Genomic DNA, 13,996 nt, shown 5'->3' with positions numbered 1-13,996 from the left:
CCGGCACGACGTCACCCAGTTGATGCCGCTGTTGGATGCCATTCCCCACATTCGGGGACTGCGCGGCCGCCCACTGCACTGGCCTCGACGGCTGTTCGCCGACCGCGGCTACGACTTCGACAAGTACCGGCGCCTGATCCGCAAGCGCGGCATCGCACCGAAGATCGCCCGCCGCGGCACCCCGCACGGCTCCGGCCTGGGCAAGACCCGTTGGGTCGTAGAGCGCACCTTCGCCTGGCTCCATCAGTTCAAACGCCTCCGCATCCGCTACGAGATACGCGCCGACCTCCACCAAGGACTCCTTGAACTCGCCTGCAGCATCATCTGCTTGAGACGCCTGCGCGCCTCATTCTGAAATGATCAGTTAAGCCATGACCATTGACTCATCCCCCATGCCGAGCCCCACGACGATCATTCACACGATCGAACGATTACGAACCGAGAAAGTTCGGACTTAAGGTCCGCTGACACAGCCCGGGCTCAATTCACAGCCCCCGCCGAGATTGCTGCAATTTTCAGCAATCCCTTGTATTTGGATGATCTTGGTGCTTGACTGCACCGCCGAGAACGTTGCGAATGCGATCGGGGGATAGGTATGGTTGTCACTGAGCCAGGGGCTGTAGTGCAGGAAGGCGTCGACACGACTCTTGATGTGGTCGTCCTCGTAGCGAGCGAGGTCGTGAGCGCGGGAATTGAGGCTCTGCTGGGCAGACTCTCGGCAGTCGGTGCGGTGCGCGTTCTCCCACCCGTGGCCGACGGTCTGCCGGAGCGGATCGAGTCCGCTGATGTGCTGATCGTCGCAGCGGAGCAGTGGAGCCTGCTGGACGGTTGCAGGGATATCTCCGGCCTGCCCTCGACCCTGATATTGGGTGACGACCTGTATGAACGGTGGAACGGGGACCTCTCGTCCCTGCCGGTGGACGGTTTCCTCTCCCTCAAGGAGTTGTCGGTTCAGACCCTCGACAACGCTCTGAAGGGGGTGACCGTGGGAGAGATGCCGATTCCGGCGTCGCTCGCCAAGCGCCTGTTGACCGGGGGCAGGAGCCGCGGAATGGCAACGAGTCATGGCCTGATCCCCTTAACTTCTCGCGAGAACCAGGCGTTCCGACTGCTCGCAGACGGCATGAGCAATAAGCAGATCGCGCGATATCTCGACATATCCGTGCATGGAGCGAAACGACTCGTCGGCTCCATCCTTCTCAAACTGGGCGCCTCGAACAGAACTTCGGCAGTGATCACCGGAATCAAGTCCGGTCTTCTGTGAGCGCCGCGGCGTCCCATGTGTAGCAGACCGTGCGGAATGGTGCGGGCCCGATCAGTGCGACTGCGCTGCGGCAGTCGGGCCGAACCGGAACGTCGTCGACCCGCCAATGGCCCACCATCGGTCCCGACGTGGCGCTGACGTGACGCGCGCCACGGCCGACCGGCAGTGAAAATCCCTGGCTGAGACGTGCCCCGGCAGCCTTGACGCAGGCTTCCTTCCGCGTCCACAGCGCGAGAAAGGAAGTCCAGCGGCGCGCCGACACGGCTGATGCCACGTACCGGCTCTCCTCCGGACGGAAATGGCGGGCGGCGAATTCCTGTGGATCCAGGCCCGGCCGGGGGTGCTCGATGTCGACGCCGACGTCCCGGTGACGGGAAATGGCGAGCAGCGCGTCGCTCCCGCAGTGACTGAGGCTGAACCTCACCGCGTCACCGGCCACCCGAGGCTTGCCCCAGCGACCCGTCTCGAACGGGACCCGCTCCGGCGGCAGGGAGAGATACCAGCCCAGGATCCTTCGTTTCGTTCCGTGGGCAACGGCGAACCAATCGCGATGCACGGCTGCTGCCAGGCTGCTGCGGCGGGCTTCCTCCTCGGGGCTCAGCCAGTCGACGAACCCGTCGGCCGCCACGTCCAGCGAGACCCGCCAGATATGCACCTCGTGATCCATCGGAGTATCCGCCCAACTCACGTCCTGCGGCGACTGGTTCATGTTCCGACGGACCGTGCACCCGGACCCGCGACGTTGCTGAGCGGCCGACCACCGCCTTGCATCGCGTCGTTGAAGACAGAGAGATGCTGCATGTTCGACGCTGCCGGATCACGCTGCACCATGGCAGCCACCGTTTCGATCACTTCTGCGTTGATGTCCCGGTGTTCTGTGGTCCTGTCCGTCATCGTACCCGTTCCTTGAAACGACCGCTGTGGCCGGAAAACCGATGCCTTGGCAGCGCCGCTTTGCAGGCGATGCCGAGGTCTGAGGATCTCCGTAGTCGTCAGCGGCTGACTAGCCTCGGTGATCGCGCTGTCGGTGCGCTGGACAGGCATGCTCCAAAGGACAGGTCTACATCCGTGCCAACACACTCCAGAATGTGTTGGGCCCGCCGGCCGAACCTCCCGACGGCTCGCGGACCGAACACCAGGATGGGTAAGGCTGCGTAACGATGCATGTGGTGACCTTCGCTTTCGAGTGCGGCGCCTTCGACCCGCAACTGATGCGGAGTGGCACCGCTGCCTTGGTGTGGAATTCCGCGACGAAACTCGTAGAACGTGGACACACCGTCTCGATCGTCACGCCAGCCCACGGTCACGGTCGGTACCTGCACGAACGATACGGCGCCAGGACCACCGACTTCTCAGACGAGTTCGATATGCCTTTCGTCCTGGACCCCGCGCGCTGGCCCGGACTTCCCTCCCGGGTCGAAGTGCCGCTTCGCACCAGCGCACTGCAGATGAAGCAGCAGGGAGTGAACCTCTATTTCCTCTCCAACTCCTACCTCGACGCGTTTCCAGAGTCGTTCGTCCCGGAGGCTAGGGCAGAGGGGCGCGACCTCTCGTTCTTCAAGGAACTCGTGTTCCAGGTCGCGGGAATCAGGTTCATTCGGCAGGTCCTGGGGGACGCCGCCCTCGTCCAGGCGTACGAGCCCCATCAGCACTACCTGCTGCCGGCCGCACTCCGCTGCGCACCGGGCACTCCGGTCGTCAGCACGGTGGCCACAAACCTACCGGTCGACGCACAGGTCCACCGGCCACAGGTAGAGAAGTTGCTGGCCCTTCTGGGTACGGAAGCCGACCTCGGTGTGCACACGGATCCGCCCGGGGATTCCGGAGCACTGGACGAGGTCCTGCGCCGGTACCTGCCGGAGCGGGCCGTACGGCACGACGGCGTCAATTATCACTCCCTGATCTTCGAATGCGCCACGGCTGTCGATTTCCTGACCCAGGGACAAAGCGACTACTTCACCACGTTCGCGGACACCCCGTTCGAGGAGCGCTTCAGGCGGCTGACGGTTTCCCAGGTGATCAAGCGCAACGCGGACAAGGTGTTCGTCGGCGGCTGTGGCGTCTCCGACAGCTGGTTGCAGCGTGGCACGGCGAAAGGCCACCGTCAGGACTTCCTAGCCGGCCTTGGACTCGATCCGGCGCTGCCGACCTTTTACCACAGCGCGCGCTACGCCCCCCAGCACAAAGGCCAGTGGGAGCTGTTCCAGGCGGTCGGCCGAGTACTGGACGAGGGCCTGGATGTCAACTTCCTGATCAGGTGCGCCCTGCCCGGCACGATGACAGAGAAGCAACTACCGCCATACCTACTCGAACTGATAAAGCGTCACGAGAACCGGTTGCACGCGGACTGGAAGATGGTCGACGAGGCCACGCTCTTCGACTACGCATCTGCAGCCGACTTCTGCATCTTTCCGTCGAAGTTCGAGATGGACACCTTCCTGATCGCCCAGGGCGAGGCCATGGCGTGCGGGGCGGTGCCAATCGCTACCGAGCAATCCGGCACTCGCCATTACGGGCACGCCTTCGACTGGCGTGAGCAGGCCCAAGCTACTGGCCTCGCCGTGGCCCGCTCGTTCCGGCCGAACGACGACCTGCTGCGGGACCACCTGGCAGAGCGGATCCGGGAGGCCGCCTGGCTCTTCCGGCACGACACGGGCACCTACACGCGGTTGTCTGACCGTGCCCGCCGGACCGCGCGACAGCTCACCTGGGACGCGAGCGCCCGGCTTCGGGAAGACCGGTTCCGACGCATGCTGGACGGCAGCGTCGTCCCTTCCGACACCGAAACCCTGATCCGTCGGGGCTGGTACGACGCACTCGGCGACGAGACATGGGTGGCGCACCGCGAGCTGATCGCCCTGAATGCTGCCGCGCAGGGCAGACCGCAGGAGTGCGTGCGCGCCTGCACCGGCCACCCAGACCTCGCAGAGACCGCCTTTCGCACCGCCTACCGCGCCGCGCGTTTCCAGGTATGCGAAGCGCTGCTCAACATGTCAGGGAACACGCAGGAAACGCACCCGGTCAGGCGCAGGCTGCGCGTGCAGGAGCGCGGCGACCGTGCGGAGGTCATGTACCACTTTCCGCATGCCGAGCGGATCGAGCTGTTCAGCCCCGAAGCCAGCAGCCCGGAGGACGGCTTCGGACAGCTCCTACGCAGGTCGGGCGACGAGTTCCGGGGCAGCCTTCCGTGGCCGCTCGGCGACGGCCCGCTGGTCCTGCTGATCACGTTGGAGCGCGGACGCTTCGTCTGGGACAACGTCCGCCCGCTTCCTGAACCCTGAGCCCCCGCTTCATGCGCCGTCCGGCAGGAGCAAGCCGGTCGCTGCTTCGCTGCTGCACAGGACCGATAGGAGAAGACCCCCGTGAAAGACCCCGACCGGCCGGAGCCCGTGCCGGACGCGCTTGTCGAACTCGCTCACGCCAACGGCGTGGACACCTGGTTCCGCGCCGCAGACGGTACGGACAAGCACGTGTCCCGAACCACTCTCACCCGGGTGCTGGCCGCCCTAGGCATCGACGCCTCGACCCCCGAAGCCATCCGGCACTCACTCGCACAGCACCAGCAGGAACAGATGTCACGCCTGCTGCCGCCTTGCGTGATCGTCCGCCCCGGACGTCCGGAGCGGCTGGACGTGGGGCGGGACGCCCAGGTCATCGTGGACCTGGAGGACGGCGGCAGCCGCGAAGTGCCGGTCTCTGAGCCGGGGGAGCCGGATTCCCGGGCGCTACCGCCCGATCTCCCCCTCGGTTATCACACCCTCCGGGCCTCCTCGGCCGACGGCTGGGTGAGCACCCCACTGATCGTCGTCCCGGACCGGATCCCCACACCCGAGCGGCGCGGATGGGGTTTCGCCGCTCAGTTGTACTCGGTCGTCTCCGGCAGCTCATGGGGGATGGGCGACCTCGGTGATCTGCAGACGCTCGTCCACTGGTCGGGCGATGTGCTGGGAGCGGACTTCGTCATGGTCAATCCGCTGCACTCGCTGCTCCCGGCCGTGCACTCGGACCACTCTCCCTACTGGCCGTCCAGCAGGTTCTTCGTGGACCCGGTGCACCTGAGGATCAACACCGTGCCCGAGTACACCGACCTGGCGGGCGTCGACCACGCAACCGCACAGGCACTGGCTGAGCGCGCCGAGCGGTTGCGCGAACGCGTCCTGTCTGGCGAGGAATTGATTGACCGTGATGCCGTGTGGGAGCTCAAGGAAGCAGCCCTGCAACTCCTCCACCAAGTGGCGCCGACCGCCGGCCGCCTCCGGTCCTACCGGCAGTACGTCGACCGAGAGGGCCAGAGACTGACGGACTTCGCGACGGCGCGGGCACTGGCCGAGGTGCACGGAGCCGACTGGCGCACCTGGCCAGGTCCCCTGCGCCACCCCGGATCGTCCGNGTCCTACCGGCAGTACGTCGACCGAGAGGGCCAGAGACTGACGGACTTCGCGACGGCGCGGGCACTGGCCGAGGTGCACGGAGCCGACTGGCGCACCTGGCCAGGTCCCCTGCGCCACCCCGGATCGTCCGCCATCCGGGCCGAGCGGGAGCGGCTGGCCAGCCGCGTGGAATTCCACCGTTGGCTCGCCTGGCTGGTGGACGGTCAGCTGGCGGACGCCTGCGCGACGGCGGACGCCGCCGGGATGTCTGTGGGGATCGTGCACGACCTTGCGGTGGGGGTGCACCCGGGAGGTGCGGAAGCCTGGGCCCTGCAGGACTGCCTCGCGACGGGGGTCTCCGCGGGCGCTCCGCCGGACGCGTTCAGCGCCCAGGGCCAGAACTGGCAGCTGCCGCCTTGGAGGCCGGACGCACTGGCCCGGACCGGCTACGCGGCCTACGCCGAGCTGCTTCGCCGGGTCTTCCGGCACGCGGGCGCGATACGCATCGACCATGTCATGGGGCTCTTCCGGCTGTGGTGGATCCCGGAGGGCTCAGGCATCACGGAAGGAACTTACGTCCGGTATGACCGGGATGCGATGCTGGGTGTCCTGGCTCTTGAGGCCCTCCGGGCGGGTGTGTACGTGATCGGAGAGGACCTTGGAACAGTCGAGTCTGGTGTGCGTGACGAACTGGCCGCACGCGGGGTGCTGGGAACGTCGGTTCTCTGGCTGACCCGGGAGACCACGGACTCCAGCGAGGAGGATCCGCACGGCGGGATCGTGCCCGCACAGCACTGGCGGCGCCAGTGCCTAGCCACCCTCACCACGCACGACCTGCCCAGCTCGGCCTCCTGGCTCAGCGGGGACCACGTGGAGCTGCGCCACCGGCACGGTCTGCTGTCGGGGTCCCTGGCCGACGAACAGCGAGCTGCCGAGCTCCATCGCCGGACGTGGCTCGACGAGGTCGCCCGGGCAGGCTGCGCCACTGAGCACCCAGACAACGGCCTGCCCGCCCGTGTGGTCTCCCTGCACCGCTACCTGGCGCGCACCCCCTGCGCACTGCTCGCCGCCTGGCTTCCTGACATCGTCGGGGACCTCCGGTCGCCGAACCTCCCGGGGACATCGGGCTCGTACCCCAACTGGCAATGGCCGGTCTCGGACGCAGCCGGCCGGCCTGTCGCACTCGACCGGCTGGTTACGGAGCCCCTAGCCCGTGAGCTAGCCGACGCCCTCGCCCACACAGCTGTGAACAGTGGCGTGCGGTGAAGGCCCTCGTACTGGCAGGTGGCACGGGAAGCCGACTGCGGCCCCTCACGCATACCATAGCCAAGCAGCTGATACCGCTCGCGAACAAGGCGGTCGTCCTGTACGGCATCGAGGCGATTGTCGCTGCCGGGATCAGCGACATCGGTGTGGTGGTCGGCGGCACTGCCCGTGAGCTGAGGGACGTCATCGGCGACGGATCGCGGTTCGGCGCCCGGATCACCTACTTGGTCCAGGAAGAGCCACGGGGCCTTGCAGATGTCGTGCGGGTGGCGCGCGATTGGCTCGGTGACGACGACTTCCTGATGTACCTCGGGGACAACTACCTTTCGAGCTGGATCGCGGACCTCCTAGCCCAGTATCGTGCCGAGCGGCACGCCCGGCGCAGCACGGGGTCCCCATCCGACCCCGTCGATACGTGGATCCTGCTGGCCAAGGTCGCCGACCCCACGCAGTTCGGCATCGCCGAGCTCACGCCGGACGGAACGGTCGTGCGCCTGGAGGAGAAGCCAGCGGAACCGAGCAGCGACCTAGGCCGTTTCTGATGGCTCTTGCTGGGGTGGTGGATCAGTGCTCCGGCTGGGCAGTTGCGTCTTATGGTGCGGCGACATGAGCTGACGGACGCGCAGTGGCAGAAGATTGAGGCTTTACTGCCTGCCAATGGCAGGCCCGGCGGGCAGTGGGCCGATCACCGCAGGGTGATCAACGGGGTGCTGTTTCGGGCCCGTACCGGTGTTCCCTGGCCGGACCTGCCCGAACGGTACGGCCCCTGGCAGACCGTTTACGAGCGGCACCGTCGCTGGTCAGCGGACGGTACCTGGCAGCGGATCCTGACCGAGTTACAGATCGAGGCTGACGCCGCCGATCCCGACGGGGCCCTGGCGAAGGCCGTCGAGAAGGAACGCGTGCGGCGCCGGCGGGAATGGGCGGTGAACATCGATTCCACGTCCTGCCGGGCGCACCAGCACGCGGCTGGTGCCCGCCGCCGGCCGCCGCGGGACTTTCCGCAAAAGGGGGCGGTTCGCGTGTGGAAGCCGATGGGCGTGAGGCGTTGGGACGCTCACGAGGCGGGCTGACCAGCAAAGTCCATCTGCTGGCCGACGACCGGGCCCGCCCGCTGACTTGGCGGACCTCTCCAGGCCAGCGGGGCGACAGCCCTATGTTCATCCCTGTGCTGGAGGGGCTGCGGATCCGGCGGCGCGGACCTGGCCGACCCCGCAGCCGACCGGATCGCGTCCGCGGTGACAAGGCGTACTCCAGCTACGACAACCGCGCTTATCTGCGACGGCGAGGGATCAAGGCGACCATCGCCCAGCCCGATGACCAGCGGGCCAAGCGCCAGCGGAAGGGCCGGGCCGGCGGACGCCCTCCGTCCTTCGACAAGACCCAGTACCGCCGCCGCAGTGCCGTCGAACGGTGCGTCAGCAAGTGGAAGCAGTACCGCGCAGTGGCCAGCAGGTACGACAAACGTGACTACATCTTCAACGGCACCCTCGCCGTCGCAGCGATCGTCATCTGGCTCCGCGACACCGTCCAAGAGCCATCAGAAACGCCCTAGCGGTGGTGGGCGTCTACCTGTTCACTCCCGCTGTGCAGGAAGCCGTAGCGGCCATCGAGCCGTCGGCGCGCGGCGAACTGGAGATCACCGATGCCGTGCAGCGGCTGATCAACTCCGCCAGGACGGTCCGCGGGTCGCTGGTCACCGGCCACTGGATGGACACCGGCAGCGTCGAGGACCTGCTCAAAGCCAACAACGCCGTATTGGAAGACGTCGAGAGGTCGGTGCACGGCGATGTGGACGAGGGGAGCGAGGTCATCGGGCGGGTTCGCATCGAGAAGGGCGCTTCGATCGTCCGTTCACGCATCGTGGGCCCCGCGGTCATCGGTGTGGACGCCCGCGTGCACGACTCCGTCGTCGGCCCCTTCACCTCGGTGGCCGCCGGCTGCTGGATCACGGGCAGTGCCGTGCACTCCTCCATCCTCCTGGACGGCGCACGGCTCTACGGCGCGGGCCCGGTCGAGAGCTCGCTGCTCGGGCGGCAGGTCCACGTGGCGGGTCCGGGTCCCGGGCCCCGGGCGCAGCGGCTGGTGCTGGGTGATCACAGCAGCGTCCAGCTCACCAGATGACCGTACTCGTTCCTCGGCGAACCGACCTCAGGAAGGCTTTGTGGGCACAACATGAGAATCCTCGTCACGGGAGGAGCTGGCTTCACCGGCTCGCACTTCGTCCACTCCCTGCTGACTCCGAGCGAGGACACGGACACGGCACCAGCCGTGGTGACAATGCTGGACGCCCTGACCTATGTGGGCAACCACGCCAACCTTGACCCGGTGGTGAATGATCCGCGCCTCACGTTCGTCCAGGGAGACATCCTCGACGCGGGCCTGGTCGACCGGCTCGTGGCCATCCATGACGCCGTCGTCAACTTCGCCGCCGAGTCGCACGTCGACGGTTCGATCGTCGCGGGACACGCCTTCGTCGCTACCAACCTCCTTGTGTTGCAAACCCTGTTGCAGGCGGCCGTGCGGCACGGGCTGCGCACCTTCGTGCACGTGTCGACTGACGAGGTGTACGGCACGATTCCAACCGGCTCCTGGACGGAAGAGCAGCCCCTCGCACTCAGCTCCTACGCGGTGTCAAAGGCGGGCGCCGATCTCCTGGCGCTGTCGTACCACCGGACGCACGACCTGGACGTACGGATCACCCGCTGCTCCAACAACTACGGGACCCACCAGTACCCGGAGAAGCTGATCCCCCGGTTCGTCACCCGGCTCCTGGACGGAGACAAGGCTCCCCTCTACGGGGACGGGCGCCACACAAGGGACTGGCTGCACGTCGAGGATCACTGTCGTGCCATCCGCCTTGTCCTGGACCACAGAAGACCGGGCGAGGTTTACGACGTCGGCGGCGGCGTCGAACTCTCCAACAGGGAGCTCACACGGCGGCTGCTGGAGCCGTGTGGTGCCGACTGGAGCAATGTCAGTACGTGGTCGACCGCTTGGGCCATGACGTCCGATACAGCGTCGACTGGTCCAAGATCCGGCATGAGGTGGGTTACGCCCCGCGGCGCTCTTTCATGGAGGGCCTGGCCGAGACGGTGTCGCGGTACCGCGAGAACTACGCCTGGTGGGAACGGTCCGGTCCGTCCGATCCCCGCCCATCCCTGAGTGCTCCGGAGAGGAACAGGTGAGTTACGTGCCCCCCGCTCGCCGACTCGAGTTGTTGCAACGCGGCAATGGCGGCCGTGCTGTGATCGGTGAACCCACACCCCGCCCCGGCCAGGGTGCTCGGCAACATCACCTCGACCGGCTCCGCCCGGGATGGCGAAGACCAGCCGGTCAGACGGCGGGCGATTCCCACGACTGTCTTGGGGGCGCGCAGCCCGGCAGACTGCGCGCCTCTGCGGTCGCGTGCTGGCCGGTAATTGACCGGGCGCCCCGCATCCTGCACAACACCCTGACCCCTTCCCCCTCTTCGCGGACGGACGACGATCATGAACGGCATTCCCCAGCGCATGGCCCACATGCACGGATACCTGCAGGGCATACGGCAGGCGGCCAGCGAGCTCTCCCTCACCGAACTCGCGGGCGTGGCAGAGTTGTTTGAGGAGGTGTACCTCACGGGGGGAACCGTCTTCACCTGCGGGAACGGCGGGAGCGCGGCCACGGCCTCGCACTTCGCTGTCGATCTGGCGAAGAACACCCGGCGGCCCGGTGCTGCGCCGATGCGGGTGTACTCCCTCGTCGACCACGTGCCAGCGATCACCGCCTGGGCCAACGACGTCGGATACGAGTCGGTCTTCAGCGGTCAGCTCACCGGCCTCGTGGCTGAGGGCGATGTCGTCGTCGGCATCACCACCAGCGGTAACTCTCCCAATGTGCTGGAGGCGCTCGGGACTGCCCGTGAACTCGGCGTGCGCACAGTGGGACTGCTCGGTCCGGCCGCCGACAAGGCCGTCGCCCTCAGCGACCGCTGGGTGAAGGCGCCCGCCGCGTCGATTGAGGAGCAGGAGGACGTCCACATGATGATCACGCACATGCTGACCCGTCACATGCGCGACTTCGTCAAGGCGCGCAGCATCGAGCCCGCCCTCGCCACGGGGGGACTTCGTTGACCTCCGTGCACCGCACAAGCGCGACGCTGACGGACGGACGGCGCATTCACTACTACGACGAGCACCCGGGGCGTGTGCGTGAGAGCGCACCCCACGCGCTCACGCAGGTCCCGGCCGCCGCCGCGTCGCTGCGCCGCGATCCCACGACCCAGGAATGGATCCTGATGGCTCCGCACCGACGCGCACGCCCCGCCTCCGGCCGGCACTGTCCCCTGTGCACCGATTCGCCGCGCGAGGTGGCGGAGATACCAGTAGGTGCCTACGACGTCGCGGTGTTCGACAACCGTTTCCCGGCGCTCGCTGGCCGCCCGGGCACGACAGGGCAAGCGGACGGTTCCAGTCTGCTCACCAGCGCCCCGGCACCGGGACACTGTGAGGTGATCTCGTACAGCAACGACCACGGCACCACGATGGTCCGGCTGTCGCGCTCCAGGGTCCGCACCATCGTCGATGCATGGGCGGACCGCACGCAGGAGCTCAACCGGCTCGATGGCGTGGAGCAAGTCGTGTGCTTCGAGAACAGGGGTGCGGAAGTCGGCGCAAGTCTGGAACACCCCCATGGGCAGATCTATGCCTATCCGTGGATCCCCGATCGGTTCCAGCGCATGCAGGAGACGGCGCTGCAGGAGCACCTGCGCGGTGAGGACTGCGTGTTCTGCCGGGTTCTCGATGCCGAGGAACGCGCGGGGAGCCGTGTCGTGGTGCAGTCCGCCCACTGGACGGCGTTCGTGCCGTTCGCCGCCCGCTGGCCGTTCGAGGTGCACATCTACGCACGAAGGCATGTCCCGGACCTCGCCGCCCTTCAGGAGGAGGAGCGTGACGACCTCGCCAGCCTCTACCGGTCGGTGCTCCAGCGCTTTGAGACGGTAGCCGACCGGCCGTTGCCGTAGATGGCAGTGTGGGTCCAAGCGCCAGCCCGCCGCCATCGTGAATTCGCCCATCTCCGGGCCCAGTTGTTCTCCGACCGCTGGAGCTCTGGGGCGGTCAAGCGGATGGCCGCCGGCGAGCTGGGAGCGGGAGCCTTCGTAAGCGAGACGGACCCCGAGCGCGCTGCCGAGGTGCTCAGGCTGGCACCGGTGACGGCATGAGCACCGACACCGGAATGTGGGTGAGCAGTGCTCCGCTGCGCGTCTCCCTCGCGGGCGGAGGCACCGACCTGCCCGCGTACGCCACGCGGTTCGGAGGGGTGGTTCTTGGGGCCGGCACGGACCTGCGGGTCACGGTCGTGGGCAGGCGTGCCCGCAGGCCAGGGGGGATCCGGGTGTGCCTGGACTCCTGCAGCCGTGCGGAGTCGCCCCAGGAGCTGGCCAATCCCTTCGCACGGGAGGCGATGCTGCGCCACTGGGACGGCACGCCCCTGGACCTATTCTCCACGGGGGACGTACCGGGAGCCACCGGCATGGGCAGTTCAGCCGCGTTCTGCGTCGCGCTCGTCGCCGGTCTCTCTACAGGACCACTGGACGCCTGTTCGCTCGCCCGGGCGGCTAGCGACATCGAGATCCAGGGTCTCGGGCGGCCGGTCGGCAGACAGGACCACTATCTCTCGGCCCTGGGCGGTTTCCGACTGCTGCACTTCCACCGAGACGGCAGAGTGGAGGTGGAGGACGTCACCGTGCCGACTGGGGCGGCGCGCCTGCTCGGCGAGGAGCTCCTCCTCTTTCACACCGGGATCAGCCGCGACGCCGGTGACATACTCAGCGATCAGGCTGGTGGAACGGAGAGAGGTGCCAAGGACACCACACACCGGCTGCACGAGATAAAGGAACTCACCGAGCCGCTCAAGGACGCCCTGGTGCAGGGCAGATCGGCCGAGGTGGGACGTCTTCTCGGCCGCCATTGGGAACTCAAACGCGGACTCGGAGCCCGCGTGTCCCTGCCGCATGTGGACCGCGCCTACGAGGACGCCCTCGCTGCCGGTGCCACGGGAGGCAAGCTGCTCGGAGCAGGCGGGGGCGGGTTTCTCCTACTGCACGTCCCCCTCCCCCACCACGATCACGTACGCGAAGTCCTGACGGCGCACGGGATGCAGGAGCAGCCCTTCGCCTTCGATACGCGCGGAGCCGTCCTGCACACCCTCTGACCCCCTGCTCCGGCCGACCCTTTCGCCATCCTAGGGACGCCCCCGGCCGCAGAACACTCGAGAGTTGTTGTCCCCCCTTGGCCTCAGAGGGTGTCATGTCCGTCGGCGATAGAGGCCGCGTCCGGCTTGGACGAGGGTGCCTTATCTGAGAGGATGTTTAGGGATGAATTGTGTCGATAAGTTCCTTCTACGGCCAACAGTCTTCAGCTGATTCGCACTCTAAGCGCCTCTTCGTGGCCTTCTGGGCGTCGACTACTGTGCCCGTTTGATTAGCATCTCAGCACTGAATTCCGCCTGATCTAACAATGGCACAGAAGGTTCCCACCAGTGCGGAGTATCCAGGCATTTCGGGCCGTGCACCTTAGTGGTGAATACGGCAAAGCGACTCAAAATACCCATCGCGAATCAACATCAAACGCCCACTCAGATCCCAGTCTCCAGGTGTCCACGACCAAGAGGAAGCTTCACCCGCCTGATGCGCGAGCACGGCATCCAGGGCGCCCACCGCCGCAGGCGGCGGTCGCTGACCCGGCCGGACAAGAAGACGAAGCCGGCCCCCGATCTGATCGGCCGCGACTTCCACGCCAAGATCCCCGGCACGAAGCTGGTCGGCGACATCACCGCCCTGCCCACCGGCGAGGGCTTCCTCTATCTCGCCTGCTGGTTGGACCTGGCCACCCGCGAGGCCGTCGGCTACTCGATGGCCGACCACCACCGCGCCGACCTCGTCGTCGACGCGCTGAAGATGGCCGCCGGACGCAGCCGTCTCCAGCCCGGCTGCGTAGTGCATTCGGACCGCGGCAGCGAATACACCAGCAGCCAATTCCGAGATGAAATAGGCGAGTTGGGCCTCCGGCAGAGCTGCGGACGCACCGGATCCTGCTTCGACTGTGAGGATGATCGG

The 13,996-nt window shown here is 67.0% G+C and carries 12 protein-coding genes and 2 pseudogenes; 12 read left to right on the top strand and 2 right to left on the bottom strand.

What is annotated here, in order from left to right:
• Nucleotides 1-355, top strand: a 355-nt coding sequence (locus tag ACO1BR_RS42575; protein ID WP_426800496.1) for a transposase, incomplete at its 5' end; no start/stop codon positions are given.
• 267 nt (nt 356-622) lie between these two features.
• Nucleotides 623-1,264 carry a LuxR C-terminal-related transcriptional regulator gene (locus ACO1BR_RS42570; protein ID WP_426800495.1) on the top strand — a complete coding sequence of 214 codons (642 nt, stop codon included), beginning with the start codon at nt 623-625 and terminating at the stop codon, nt 1,262-1,264.
• On the opposite strand, the gene ACO1BR_RS42565 is transcribed toward ACO1BR_RS42570, so the two are convergent.
• Both ACO1BR_RS42565 and ACO1BR_RS42560 read right to left on the bottom strand, forming a co-directional pair.
• A complete protein-coding gene (locus tag ACO1BR_RS42565; protein WP_426800494.1) occupies nt 1,245-1,931 on the bottom strand; it encodes a 4'-phosphopantetheinyl transferase family protein in 687 nt (228 codons plus the stop codon). The genes ACO1BR_RS42570 and ACO1BR_RS42565 overlap by 20 nt on opposite strands.
• 38 nt (nt 1,932-1,969) lie before the next feature.
• On the bottom strand, nt 1,970-2,308 hold the full coding sequence (locus tag ACO1BR_RS42560; RefSeq protein ID WP_426800493.1) for a hypothetical protein: 339 nt from the start codon (nt 2,306-2,308) through the stop codon (nt 1,970-1,972).
• Between the two features lie 125 nt (nt 2,309-2,433).
• On the opposite strand from ACO1BR_RS42560, the gene ACO1BR_RS42555 reads away from it, so the two are divergent.
• From ACO1BR_RS42555 to ACO1BR_RS42510, 10 genes and pseudogenes are all read left to right on the top strand, one after another.
• The gene (locus ACO1BR_RS42555; RefSeq protein WP_426800492.1) at nt 2,434-4,545 is read left to right on the top strand and encodes a glycosyltransferase; all 2,112 of its coding nucleotides are present in this window, start codon (nt 2,434-2,436) and stop codon (nt 4,543-4,545) included.
• 291 nt (nt 4,546-4,836) lie between these two features.
• Nucleotides 4,837-6,900 (top strand): 4-alpha-glucanotransferase, encoded by a 2,064-nt coding sequence (gene malQ, locus ACO1BR_RS42550; protein WP_426800498.1) that lies wholly within the window; start codon nt 4,837-4,839, stop codon nt 6,898-6,900.
• Nucleotides 6,897-7,430: pseudogene (locus ACO1BR_RS42545) on the top strand (sugar phosphate nucleotidyltransferase); the annotation flags it as partial. The gene malQ and the pseudogene ACO1BR_RS42545, both read left to right, overlap by 4 nt.
• 63 nt (nt 7,431-7,493) lie before the next feature.
• A protein-coding gene (locus tag ACO1BR_RS42540; RefSeq protein ID WP_426800497.1) for an IS5 family transposase occupies nt 7,494-8,455 on the top strand; the annotation gives its coding sequence in 2 pieces (ribosomal slippage) (nt 7,494-7,887 and nt 7,887-8,455; 963 coding nt in all).
• Between the two features lie 32 nt (nt 8,456-8,487).
• Complete coding sequence (locus ACO1BR_RS42535) at nt 8,488-9,024, top strand: sugar phosphate nucleotidyltransferase (RefSeq protein WP_426800491.1); 537 nt, start codon at nt 8,488-8,490, stop codon at nt 9,022-9,024.
• Nucleotides 9,025-9,075: 51 nt separating this feature from the next.
• Nucleotides 9,076-10,088, top strand: a pseudogene (locus ACO1BR_RS42530) (dTDP-glucose 4,6-dehydratase).
• 303 nt (nt 10,089-10,391) lie between these two features.
• A complete protein-coding gene (locus ACO1BR_RS42525; RefSeq protein WP_426800490.1) occupies nt 10,392-11,012 on the top strand; it encodes an SIS domain-containing protein in 621 nt (206 codons plus the stop codon).
• Nucleotides 11,013-11,017: 5 nt separating this feature from the next.
• On the top strand, nt 11,018-11,902 hold the full coding sequence (gene galT, locus ACO1BR_RS42520) for a galactose-1-phosphate uridylyltransferase (RefSeq protein WP_426800489.1): 885 nt from the start codon (nt 11,018-11,020) through the stop codon (nt 11,900-11,902).
• A 194-nt stretch (nt 11,903-12,096) separates the two neighbouring features.
• Entirely contained in the window at nt 12,097-13,092 is a 996-nt protein-coding gene (locus tag ACO1BR_RS42515) for a hypothetical protein (RefSeq protein WP_426800488.1), read from the top strand.
• Between the two features lie 475 nt (nt 13,093-13,567).
• On the top strand, nt 13,568-13,996 hold a 429-nt coding region (locus ACO1BR_RS42510), incomplete at its 3' end, for a DDE-type integrase/transposase/recombinase (protein ID WP_426800487.1).

The organism is Streptomyces sp. YGL11-2 (assembly GCF_050054615.1).
GTDB lineage: Bacteria > Actinomycetota > Actinomycetes > Streptomycetales > Streptomycetaceae > Streptomyces.
The sequence above is the reverse complement of the archived record's forward strand: the minus strand, read 5'-3'. Positions and strand labels throughout refer to the sequence as shown.

Coding starts and splice junctions, on each gene's coding strand:
- ACO1BR_RS42560 (WP_426800493.1), bottom strand. CDS start 2,308: ATGCCTGTCCAGCGCACCGACAGCGCGATCACCGAGGCTAGTCAGCCG.
- ACO1BR_RS42565 (WP_426800494.1), bottom strand. CDS start 1,931: ATGGATCACGAGGTGCATATCTGGCGGGTCTCGCTGGACGTGGCGGCC.
- ACO1BR_RS42515 (WP_426800488.1), top strand. CDS start 12,097: ATGAGCACCGACACCGGAATGTGGGTGAGCAGTGCTCCGCTGCGCGTC.
- ACO1BR_RS42525 (WP_426800490.1), top strand. CDS start 10,392: ATGAACGGCATTCCCCAGCGCATGGCCCACATGCACGGATACCTGCAG.